Origin of the sequence: Burkholderia sp. Cy-637 (assembly GCF_011753175.1) — a bacterium.
Lineage (GTDB): Bacteria > Pseudomonadota > Gammaproteobacteria > Burkholderiales > Burkholderiaceae > Burkholderia > Burkholderia gladioli.
The window spans coordinates 1-9,990 of sequence record NZ_VWWC01000217.1 but is presented as its reverse complement, the minus strand read 5'-3'; the positions used below and the strand labels follow the sequence as shown (position 1 = coordinate 9,990).

Sequence of the window (9,990 nt, the reverse complement as noted above, 5' to 3'; positions counted from 1 at the left end):
CGCTGCGATCCCGCCCAGCGCGCGGCGCCGCTCGGGATCGTCGGGGCCCGCGGCATCGCGAGCGGCATCGGCGAGGCCGGGCCGCGCCTCGGGATCGGCCGGTTGCTGGCCCGGGCGGGTGGTCGGGTCGATCGGGTCGGTCACGTCGTCATCCTCCAGTTGGGGTGCCCTGCCGGGCTGGTGCGGTTCGGGCTGTCCTCGTCCTTGTCTTGCCGAAACCATGTGACAGTTTCGTGACAACGAGGAACCCGCCGATGGTAACCGCTGCAACATGACAATGGCTGCTTTCGCGGCACGGGGCGCATGCGAGCCTGCGGCGGACCGCTTGCCGCGCGCCCGAGGAGGCGCCCCGGACATGCCGCGGCGAATGCGGCGAATGCGGCGAGCGCGGCGCCGATCGCTACCGTCGAGATCCCGGCCATTGCGCCGCCGCCGGGCCCGCGCGCGACGGCGCTCGCTCAGTTCCGCCCGAACCCCTCGAAACACTCGACGATCGCGGTGCGCACCTTGGCCACCGCGGCATCCTTCAGGGCGCTGACGCGCCAGCCGAGCGCAACGGGATACGCCGGCAGCGCCAGCGGGCAGGCCGCCAGGCGCAGCCCGCCCAGACGCGCGATGGCCTGCGCCGCGTGATACGGAATGGTGGCCACCGCCGGCGTGCCGCGCAGCAGGAAGGGCAGCGCCGCGAAATGCGTGGTCGAGGCGCGCACCGTGCGGCGCCTGCCCAGCTCGGCCAGCGCCTCGTCGACGATCCCGACCACCCCGCCCGAGGACACCAGCACATGCTCGCGCGCGAGGAAATCGTCGAGGCTCAACACCGCGCGGGCGGCCGCGTCATCGGCCCGCGGGCCGCCGCTTGCGTCGTTCGCGCCGCTTGCGGTGGAACCTCGGCCGGAATGGCGATGCGGCGCGCCGCTTCCACTTGGATTCGCATCGCCGCCCGCGGCGTGGCAGGGATCGACCAGGCAAGCGTAGCCGCCATTGCCCAGCGCCACATGCCCAAGCCCGCGCGTGGCGAAGCCGCCCGCCGCGATCGCCAGGTCCATCTCGCGATTGGCCAGCGCATCGCCGACGATCTGGCTGTGGGTCTGCCGGAAGATCAGACGCAGCCCCGGCGCGAGCTGCGCGACGCGCGCGATCAGGCGGCCGCCGAAGGCGATCTCGAAATCGTCCGACATCGCCACCGATACCGCGCGCCCCGCGAACGAGGCCGGCGCCGGCGCGCCGAAGGCCAGGCTCTGGCGGCAGCGTTCGAGCGCCTCGCCGATCAGCGGCTCCAGCTCGCGGGCCCGCGCGGTGGGTGCGAGGCCCCGCCCGGTGCGCACGAACAACGGATCGCCGTACAGCTCGCGCAGTCGCCGCAGCGCCGCGCTGACCGCCGACTGCGTGAGGTCGAGCCGGATCGCCGCGCGGCTCGCGCCGCCCTCGTCGAACAGGGCCTCGAAGACTTTCAGCAGGTTCAGGTCGACGTCGGCGATATTCATCGGGTTCATATCGGAAAGTGGCCCGGCAGGTGTTGCCGGGCAAGGCATCGCGCCATGATACGGGCATCGGAGCGGGAATCGACGGCAATGCGAAGGCCGGCCGCCGCGCTCCGCATCGATATCGCGACGGCCGCGCCGCCGCGCCACCTTCGCCCGCCCTGGAGGCTTCCATGACGCAATCCCGCATCGCCGCGCTGCAGATCGGCGCATCCCCGCTCGGCAAGGCCGACACGCTCCAGCGCATCCTCGCCTGGGAGGACGCGATCCGCGCCCGGGAACTCGCCCTGGTGGTGATGCCCGAGGCGCTGCTGGGCGGTTACCCGAAGGGCGAGATCTTCGGCACGCGCCTGGGCTACCGGCTGCCCGAGGGCCGCGAAGCCTACGCGCGCTATCACGACAACGCGATCGACGTGCCGGGCCCCGAGACCGAGGCACTGGCCGAGCTGTCGGCGCGCACCGGCGCCTCGCTGGTGATCGGCGTGATCGAGCGTGCCGGCGCGACGCTCTACTGCACGGCGCTGTTCCTCGATCCCGTCGGCGGGCTGGTCGCCAAGCATCGCAAGCTGATGCCGACCGGCACCGAGCGGCTGATCTGGGGGCAGGGCGACGGCTCCACACTGCCGGCCGTGCCCACCGCGGCGGGGCTGGCCGGCGCGGCGATCTGCTGGGAGAACCACATGCCGCTGCTGCGCATGGCGATGTACGCCAAGGGCGTCGAGATCTGGTGCGCGCCGACCGTCGACGAGCGCGACATCTGGCAGAGCTCGATGCGCCATATCGCGCACGAGGGACGCTGCTTCGTGGTATCGGCCTGCCAGGTGCAGCCCTCGCCCGCCGAGCTCGGCATCGAGGTGCCCGACTGGGACCCGCAACGGCCGCTGATCAACGGCGGCAGCGTGATCGTCGGGCCGCTCGGCGAGGTGCTGGCCGGCCCGCTCAAGGGCGAGACCGGCCTGGTGGTGGCCGAGGTCGACACGGCCGAGCTGGTGCGCGCCCGCTATGACCTCGACGTGACCGGCCACTACGCGCGGCCCGACGTGTTCTCGCTGACGGTGGACGAACGCGCCAGGCGCAGCGTGAAGTTCGAGGGCTGAATGCCCCGCCAGGCGAGGCAGGGCCGGGCGCGACCAGCCGGAGCAACCCGCGCCGCGCCCGGCCGCCCGCTCAGGCCACCGGCTCGGCCGGCAGGTCGAGCAGCGCGTACTTGCCGCCCGAGATGCGCTGGCGCGTCGCCTCGCTGTCGATGATGGTGTAGGGGAACACCGGCGGCAGCGCGCTGACCGCGTCGAGCCGCGCGACCAGCTCGTCCGGCAGGCGCAGCTTCGCGGCGGCCAGGTTGTTCTCGAGCTGGACCAGGCTGCGCGGCCCGATGATCGGCAGCGAACCCTTGGCGGCCACCCAGGCGATCGCCACCTCGCCCGGGCTCACGCCGAGCTCGCGCGCGGCCTCCAGCACCGCATCGAGGATCGCGCTGCGCTGCGGGCTGTCCTCGGGCTGGAACACGCGCCCGCCCAGGCCCTCCAGGCGCCCCTTCTCGCCCTGGCGATACTTGCCCGTCAGCATCCCGCCGCCCAGCGGCGACCAGGCCGCGATGCCGAGCCCCAGCGCCCGCCCGGCCGGCAGCAGGTCCTGCTCGGTCACGCGCTGCACCAGGCTGTGCTCCACCTGCAGCCCCGCGATCGGCAGGCTGCCGCGCAGCTCGGCCAGGGTGGCCGCGCGCGCCACGCGCCAGGCCGGGAAATCGGAGAAGCCGGCGTAGAGGATCTTGCCGGCGCGCGCCAGGTCGTCGAAGCCGCGCACGATCTCCTCGAGCGGCGTGACCTGGTCGTCCATGTGCGCCCAGTAGAGATCGATGTGGTCGGTCTTGAGGCGCTTCAGGCTGGCCTCGGCCGAGGCGATCATCGCCTTGCGGCTGTTGCCGGTGACCAGGATGCCGTCCTTCGGGCTGGCCCGCTGCGTGTACTTGGTGGCCAGCACGAAATCGTCGCGGCGGCCTTGCAGCAGCTCGCCGAGCAGTTCCTCGGACTGGCCGAACTGGTAGCTGTCGGCGGTATCGATGAAATTGCCGCCGGCCTCGGCATAGGCGTCGAGCATGCGACGCACTTCGTCGGGCTCGGCGCCATGGCCCCAGCGCGTGCCGAAATTGCCGGCACCGAGCACGAGTTCGGAGACTCGCAGCCCGGTGTGCTTGCCAAACAGGGAATAGCGCATGTCGGTGTGATCCTGCGTGGATGGAACGGTGAGAAGACACCGGAGCCCGCGTCGGCCGCCGCGGATTCCAGTTTTTGATTGCAGTCGCAATGTTAGTGACATTAATTGTGACCGTAACTAAAATCAAGAACATTCTTGCGGGAGCGGCTCATGCGGGTATCGAAGGAAAAGGCGGCGGAAAACCGGGAAGCCTTGTTGCAGGCGGCCAGCCGGCTGTTTCGCGAGCACGGCATCGACGGCGTGGGCGTGGCCGACATCGGCCGCGAGGCCGGGCTCACGCACGGCGCGCTCTATGCGCATTTCGATTCGAAGGAGGCGCTGGCGGCCGCCGCGATGGCCCGTGGGCTCGAGGCCAGCCTCGATTCGATGACGCGCTCGGCAGGCGAGGCGCCCGACCTGGAGCGCCACCTCGACTTCCTGTTCTCGGCGCGCATGCGCGATTCGCTGGTCGGCTGCCCGCTGGCGGCCTCGGCCAGCGAGGCGGCGCGCCAGGGCGAGGCGGTCAGCGCCAGCTTCACCGAGGGTTTCATGGGGATGGCCGAAATCGTCGAGGCCAGCATCGACCCGGCCCTGCCGGCCGAGCAGCGGCGGCGCATCGCCTTCACCACCATCGCCGCGCAGATCGGCGCGGTGGCCGCGGCCCGCGCGATCGCCAAGGTGGACGCGGCGCTGTCCGACGAGTTGCTGGCTTCGGTGCGCGCGGTGCTGGCCGGCATCGAGCACGGCGCCTCGGACGCCTGAGTCGGCGGCGGGCCGGCAAGCGTTCCTGCCGGCCGCCTTTCGCCGCTCCTGCCGCGCACTCTCGTCGGCCGCCCCCTGCCGGCCACGGCCGGCGGTCATTTCCGTGGGCCGCCCCGCCGCTGCTCCTGCCGACCATCGCTCTTGATCACCGATATCGAGCAGCGGCGCTCCCAGCCGCCTCTATCGACCGGTTCTGTTAGCTGCTTCTGTCAGCCGCCCCTATCAACCGCTTCTGTCAGCCGCCCCGGCGACGGCGCGCGGCCTCCCCCCTGCTCCCTTGCTCCCACCCGCCGCGACTGAATTTGATGCCCGCTGTAACCAAATCGCAAAAACAACGGAATAAACAGACGTATCGAATCGTTTGCATGGTGGCCGGCACGGCAGTCCCGCGCCAAGCCACCGCATGCGTGCCCGCCCAGTGCCTGGGGACGGGGCCGCGCGGCATCACACAAGACCAGACCAGTCCAGGCAAACGGGGAAACACATGAAGATTCGGATTCGCAGTGTGCGCGGCAAGCTCGTACTCAGCTTCGGCATGATGCTGCTGGGGATGGTGGCGCTGGCCATCATCGCGATCGTGCAGGTGCAGAACATCCGCGAGCGGCTCGACGACATCATCGACCTGAACGGCGTGAAGGAACGCTACGCGATCAACTTCCGCGGCAGCGTGCACGACCGCTCGATCGCGCTGCGCGACGTGATCCTGGTCGGCCCCGACGAACTGCCGACGGTGGTCGAGCACATCCGCAAGCTGCAGCGCGACTACGAGGAATCGGCCCGGCCCTTCGAGACCGTGTTCCTGCCCAGCGACAACGTCTCTCCCGAGGAGAAGTCGATCTACCAGGGCATCCGCCGCGCGCAGGCGCAGGCCATGCCGCTGATCGACCAGGTGATCGAGCTGCAGACGCAGGGCCAGTCCGACGCGGCGCGCAAGGTGCTGCTCGACGGCGCGCGGCCCGCGCTGGTGGCCTGGCTGGCGGCCATCAACACCATGATCGACTTCGAGGAATCGCTGAGCGCCAACGAGGGGCTGGAGGCGCGCGAGATCAGCCGCGAGTTCAAGATCGTGATGGCCGCGATCACCGCGCTGGCCTGCGCGCTGGGGCTGGGCATCGCCTGGCTGGTGACGCGCAACATCGCCGCCACGCTCGGCGCCGATCCGCGCGAGATGATCGAGTTCGCCGAGGCGATCCGCGGCGGCAACCTGTCGGTGCCCTCGCCCGCGCGCGGCGAGGACGAGGCCAGCGTGATGGCGGCCGTCACCAAGATGCGCGACAGCCTGGCCGAGATCGTCGCGCGCGTGCGCGAGGCGGCCGATGGCGTGGTGCAGGCCAGCCGCGAGATCGCGCACGGCACCAACGACCTGAGCGCGCGCACCAGCAAGCAGGCGGTGGCGCTGGAGCAGGCCACCCACGCGCTCGGCGAGTTCGACGCGAGCGTCTCCGAGAACGCCTCCAACGCCAGCCACGCCGACGAACTCGCCAACCAGGCCTCGTCCAAGGCCGGCAACGGCGGCGACGCGGTGGGCCGGGTGGTCGACACGATGCGCGACATCGACAGCTCCTCGCACCGGATCGGCGAGATCATCGGCGTGATCGACGCGATCGCCTTCCAGACCAACATTCTCGCGCTCAACGCCGCGGTGGAGGCGGCCAAGGCGGGCGGCCACGGGCGCGGCTTCGCGGTGGTGGCGGGCGAGGTGCGGATCCTGGCGCAGAAGAGCGCGGCGGCGGCCAAGGAGATCAAGTCGCTGGTGCGCGACAGCAATGCGCGCGTGAGCGACGGCGGGCGGCTGGTGGAAGTGGCCGGCTCGACCATCGCCGAGGTGATCCAGTCCTCGCGCAACGTCACGTCGATCATGAGCGAGATCAACGACACCTGCCGGCTGCAGACGCACCGGATCGGCGAGGTGCGCGGCATGATCGAGCAGCTCGAGGACAGCACCCAGCAGAACGCCGCGCTGGTCGAGCAGTCGAGCACCGCCACCGAGATGCTGGTCTCGCAGGCCGAACGGCTGCTGGAGACCGTCAGCGTGTTCCGCACCGCGATGGATGCGGCGCTCGCGCCGATGGGGGAGCTGGCGGGGATGCCGGGCTAGGGGGTTCGGGGCGCGTTCGACGTCATGCCGCGAGCAATTCGAACCGGAACTTCTTTCCCAGAGCGTTGGCGGCGCTCGCGAGCGTCGTCAGCGTGAGACTCGTGTCGGTAGCATCGAGCAAGCGATTGAGCGCGGCACGGCTCGTCTTCATGCGAGCCGCCATGGCCGACTTGGTCAGGTGCTGCACTTTCATTTCCTGCTCGATCTGCCAGGCGATCACCCGCTTCATCGCGATTGCCGCTGCCTCTTCGAGCATGGCGTCCTCGGCGAGAAACGCATCGAAATCGCTGCCGATGTGTTGGTTTGCCATGATTCGCTCCTTCTCATCCATCCGTGTCTTGTTAGATGCGGTTCAACTTTTTCATTTCGCGGCCTTGTGCACCCGCTTCATCCTCTCCACCGCCAACGCCAGATCATCCCGAGGCGTGCTGCGTGATTTCTTGATGAAGCCATGCAGCAATACCATCTGCTGGCCCGCCACCGTGAATAGAATCCGGGCAATTCGCCCCGCCAGCCAGATCCTGACCTCGTAGAGATTGCCACCAAGCTTCCTGACCAAGGGCATGCCCAGCGGCCAGCCGAACTGAACTGTCTTGATATCGGCGCCGATCGAGCGTCTATCCGTTTCGTCCAATGTCCTCAGCCAAACGCGCACCGGCTCGTTACCTGCCTCCGAGACAAAGAAATGGACCGTAAGAACTATGGCGACAGATTCAGACATATCGAAGTCGGGCCGATGAGCATAATGCCCGAATCGTACCAATTTTGATACACACGTAAACCTGACGCGCCGTCGCAGGCTACATTACGGATCGTCCGATTTCCGCTCCCGCCTGGATTGCCCGCCTTGAACCCGCCCATCCCGCCCGTCCCCCTCTCGCCCTTCGACGTCCTGCTGCCCGGCCTGCCCGTGGTGTTCTGCGGGATCAACCCGAGCCCGCTGGCGGCGCAATCGGGGCACAACTTCGGTTCGGCCTCGAACCGCTTCTGGCCGGCGCTGCACCGCGCCGGCTTCACGGCCGAGCGGCTGCGCGCCGAGGACGATCGCGCGCTGCTGCGCGAGGGTTGCGGGATCACGGCGATGGCCACGCGCGCGACGCGGCGCGCCACCGATCTCGCGGCGGGCGAGATGAGCGATGCCGTCGCGCCGTTTCGCGCCAAGATCGCGCACTTCCGGCCGGGTGCCGTGGCTTTTCTCGGCAAGCCGGCCTATGCGGCGATCGCGGGCCGGCGCGAGATCGAATGGGGCGAGCAGCCGGAGCGCTTCGAGGCCGCCCGCGCCTGGGTGTTGCCGAACCCGAGCGGGCTCAATCGCGCCTTCACGCTCGACCGGCTGGTCGAGGCCTATGCGGCGCTGCGGCTCGCGATGGCCGCCGAACTCGCGGCCTGGCGCCTCGGCCAGGAGGATCTCGACTGCGCCTGAGCGCGCGACTCAGCGATTGGCGCCGTAGCCCGACGAGAAGCCGCCGCCATTCGAGAAACCGCCACCGACCGAGGAACCGTTGCCAGACGAATAAGCGCCGTTGCTCGAAAAGCCGCCGCCCGAAAAACCGCCGCCATTCGAGAAACCGCCGCTGTTCGAGAACCCGCCGCCGGTGGAAAAACCGCCATCGTTCGAAAAGCCGCCGCCGTTCGCCGAAGCGCCGCCATTCGCGAAACCGCTGCCGCCACCGAAACCATTGCCGCTGCCGAAGCCGTTGCTGCCGCCATACCCACCGCCCGTCGAAAAGCCGTCGCCGCTCGGCCAGCCGTTGTCCGGAAAACCGTCATCGTCGGCCTTGCCGGCCACCGGATCGCCGGCCGTCATGCCGCCGGGCATCGTCACGCCGCCGGGCGGCAGCGCATCGGGCAGCGGCGTGCCGTCGGGCGAGGCCGGCACGCCCGCGTTGGGCGCGCGCCCGCCCACCGCGAGCAGTGGCCGGCGCGCGACGAACACCCATTGCGTATAACTGCGCCGATTCTCGAAACCGCGGAATTCCTCGGGAAACAGCTTGAGCTGGATCGGCCGCGCGCGCGAGGCGCTGTGGATGCCGACGATGGTCTGCCCGTCGGGCGAGCGCACCAGCACCCAGTCGGCCTTGCCGGTCAGCGGATCGGCATAGACGCGGCGCAGGTGGCGCACCGGATTCGGATAACGCGGATCGTGCACCAGGTCCTGGAGCGTGCGCGGCTGGCGCGGCAGGCCGGCCGGCGTGGCGTCGGCGTAGCTGAGCAGGGCGCGCTGGAACGCGCCGCCGACCTCGAGCAGCGCCTTCTCGGCCATGCGCCGCTGGTAGAGCGCGCCGAGCTGGATGGTGGCGGCCGCCGCCACGCCGACGATGGCGATGCCGATCAGCAGCGCGATATAGGCGTAGCCGCGCTGCCCGCGCGGCGCCGGAAGCGACGGCCGAGGCCGACGTCGACGCGCCATCTGCGCGCCCAGCGAAGCGACCCGCGGAGAACGCGCGAAATCCGGGCGCGCGCCATCGTGGCCGCCCGCGCGCGCCGTCGCGCCAGCCCCCGAACGCGCCGTCGCCGTCATAAGGAATCGAACGGCCGCCCGTCGAGCGTGCTGCCCTGCGCGCCGCTCTTGAGGTCGTAGACCTTGCCGGGGAATTGCTCCTCGGGCGCGATGATCTGCCAGCTGGTGGCGTTGTCGGCGACCGGGTCGAACGGCAGCGTGCGCAGGTAGTGCCGGTCGACCAGCTCCTGCAGCGAATCGGGATACCGCCCCAGGTCGCCGTAGAACTGGTCGATCGCATCGCGCGTGGCGTGCAGGTTCTCGGCCAGGATCTTTTCCTTCGATGCGTCGATCGAGTGGAAATACTGCGGCAGCGCGATGGTCAGCATCAGCGCGATGATCGACAGCACCAGCAGCAGCTCGATCAGCGTGAAGCCGCGGCGCTTGCCGGCGCGGCGCGCCGCCAGGATCGAAAGTCTCGTCGCCATCACCATTTCCGGTAGGGAATGCCGTTCAGGCCAATGCCCGGCGAGAGCGAATACACGTCGTAGACGTCGTCGCCCTCCTCCGGCTCGTCGGGTTCGCTCGCGTAGGCACGCTTGCCCCAGGTATCGGCGGCGTCGAGCTGCGCGTCGTGGTTCATCGGGTCGCGCGGCATGCGCCGCAGGAAATAGATCTTGCGGCCCTTCGGGTCGGTCTGGTCCTTCACGCCGTCGACCAGCACGGAAAGCTTCGGCGGATAACCGCTGCCGCCGTTCTCCACCGGCACCCGGCCGTCCTTGCCGGCCAGCTTGTAGGCGTCGAGCGCGGCGCGGATCTCGTGCAGCGCCTCGCGCAGCTCCTGCTCGCGCTCGCGCTGGCGCATCACCTGCGCCACCGGCACGGTCATGCTGGCCAGCACGCCGAGGATCGCCAGCGTCACCAGCAGCTCGATCAGCGTGAAGCCGGCCGCCGCGCGACGGCCGACTCCCGACGCGGCCCGCGCGGCGCGGGCACGGCGCGAGGCCGGCAGCGAG

At 70.0% G+C, this 9,990-nt stretch carries 11 protein-coding genes; 4 read left to right on the top strand and 7 right to left on the bottom strand.

From position 1 onward, the window contains the following. Positions 1 to 458 precede the first annotated feature (458 nt). Positions 459 to 1,493 (bottom strand): LysR family transcriptional regulator, encoded by a 1,035-nt coding sequence (locus F3J10_RS32090; protein ID WP_167243778.1) that lies wholly within the window; start codon positions 1,491 to 1,493, stop codon positions 459 to 461. A 161-nt stretch (positions 1,494 to 1,654) separates the two neighbouring features. Between F3J10_RS32090 and F3J10_RS32085 the strand changes: the two genes are divergently transcribed. Further along, positions 1,655 to 2,578 (top strand): carbon-nitrogen hydrolase family protein, encoded by a 924-nt coding sequence (locus tag F3J10_RS32085; RefSeq protein WP_036048617.1) that lies wholly within the window; start codon positions 1,655 to 1,657, stop codon positions 2,576 to 2,578. A gap of 70 nt (positions 2,579 to 2,648) precedes the next feature. On the opposite strand, the gene F3J10_RS32080 is transcribed toward F3J10_RS32085, so the two are convergent. Further along, positions 2,649 to 3,695, bottom strand: a complete 1,047-nt coding sequence (locus tag F3J10_RS32080; protein ID WP_166914082.1) for an aldo/keto reductase — start codon at positions 3,693 to 3,695, stop codon at positions 2,649 to 2,651. Between the two features lie 150 nt (positions 3,696 to 3,845). On the opposite strand from F3J10_RS32080, the gene F3J10_RS32075 reads away from it, so the two are divergent. Both F3J10_RS32075 and F3J10_RS32070 read left to right on the top strand, forming a co-directional pair. Beyond that, positions 3,846 to 4,436: a TetR/AcrR family transcriptional regulator gene (locus F3J10_RS32075; RefSeq protein WP_013696249.1), complete on the top strand. Its 591-nt coding sequence runs from the start codon at positions 3,846 to 3,848 to the stop codon at positions 4,434 to 4,436. Between the two features lie 484 nt (positions 4,437 to 4,920). Further along, complete coding sequence (locus F3J10_RS32070; RefSeq protein ID WP_025100576.1) at positions 4,921 to 6,534, top strand: methyl-accepting chemotaxis protein; 1,614 nt, start codon at positions 4,921 to 4,923, stop codon at positions 6,532 to 6,534. A 22-nt stretch (positions 6,535 to 6,556) separates the two neighbouring features. On the opposite strand, the gene F3J10_RS32065 is transcribed toward F3J10_RS32070, so the two are convergent. Next, complete coding sequence (locus tag F3J10_RS32065) at positions 6,557 to 6,844, bottom strand: XRE family transcriptional regulator (protein WP_029951084.1); 288 nt, start codon at positions 6,842 to 6,844, stop codon at positions 6,557 to 6,559. A 51-nt stretch (positions 6,845 to 6,895) separates the two neighbouring features. Then, entirely contained in the window at positions 6,896 to 7,255 is a 360-nt protein-coding gene (locus F3J10_RS32060; protein ID WP_166914078.1) for a type II toxin-antitoxin system RelE/ParE family toxin, read from the bottom strand. A 126-nt stretch (positions 7,256 to 7,381) separates the two neighbouring features. Here F3J10_RS32060 and mug point away from each other — a divergent pair, with 126 nt between their 5' ends. Next, positions 7,382 to 7,957: a G/U mismatch-specific DNA glycosylase gene (gene mug / locus F3J10_RS32055; protein WP_167243777.1), complete on the top strand. Its 576-nt coding sequence runs from the start codon at positions 7,382 to 7,384 to the stop codon at positions 7,955 to 7,957. Between the two features lie 9 nt (positions 7,958 to 7,966). Here the strand turns inward: mug and F3J10_RS36100 are convergent, their stop codons facing one another. From F3J10_RS36100 to F3J10_RS32040, 3 genes are all read right to left on the bottom strand, one after another. Continuing rightward, a complete protein-coding gene (locus F3J10_RS36100) occupies positions 7,967 to 8,944 on the bottom strand; it encodes a hypothetical protein (protein WP_205200564.1) in 978 nt (325 codons plus the stop codon). A gap of 107 nt (positions 8,945 to 9,051) precedes the next feature. Then, positions 9,052 to 9,462, bottom strand: a complete 411-nt coding sequence (locus tag F3J10_RS32045; protein ID WP_029951086.1) for a prepilin-type N-terminal cleavage/methylation domain-containing protein — start codon at positions 9,460 to 9,462, stop codon at positions 9,052 to 9,054. Further along, the gene (locus F3J10_RS32040; RefSeq protein ID WP_166914099.1) at positions 9,462 to 9,986 is read right to left on the bottom strand and encodes a type II secretion system protein; all 525 of its coding nucleotides are present in this window, start codon (positions 9,984 to 9,986) and stop codon (positions 9,462 to 9,464) included. The genes F3J10_RS32045 and F3J10_RS32040 overlap by 1 nt, the downstream gene beginning before the upstream one ends. Positions 9,987 to 9,990 lie beyond the last annotated feature (4 nt).

Excerpts from the sequence above, each read along its gene's own strand:
- F3J10_RS32090 (WP_167243778.1), bottom strand. The coding sequence starts at position 1,493 with ATGAACCCGATGAATATCGCCGACGTCGACCTGAACCTGCTGAAAGTC.
- F3J10_RS32085 (WP_036048617.1), top strand. The coding sequence starts at position 1,655 with ATGACGCAATCCCGCATCGCCGCGCTGCAGATCGGCGCATCCCCGCTC.
- F3J10_RS32080 (WP_166914082.1), bottom strand. The coding sequence starts at position 3,695 with ATGCGCTATTCCCTGTTTGGCAAGCACACCGGGCTGCGAGTCTCCGAA.
- F3J10_RS32075 (WP_013696249.1), top strand. The coding sequence starts at position 3,846 with ATGCGGGTATCGAAGGAAAAGGCGGCGGAAAACCGGGAAGCCTTGTTG.
- F3J10_RS32070 (WP_025100576.1), top strand. The coding sequence starts at position 4,921 with ATGAAGATTCGGATTCGCAGTGTGCGCGGCAAGCTCGTACTCAGCTTC.
- F3J10_RS32065 (WP_029951084.1), bottom strand. The coding sequence starts at position 6,844 with ATGGCAAACCAACACATCGGCAGCGATTTCGATGCGTTTCTCGCCGAG.
- F3J10_RS32060 (WP_166914078.1), bottom strand. The coding sequence starts at position 7,255 with ATGTCTGAATCTGTCGCCATAGTTCTTACGGTCCATTTCTTTGTCTCG.
- F3J10_RS36100 (WP_205200564.1), bottom strand. The coding sequence starts at position 8,944 with ATGGCGCGTCGACGTCGGCCTCGGCCGTCGCTTCCGGCGCCGCGCGGG.
- F3J10_RS32045 (WP_029951086.1), bottom strand. The coding sequence starts at position 9,462 with ATGGCGACGAGACTTTCGATCCTGGCGGCGCGCCGCGCCGGCAAGCGC.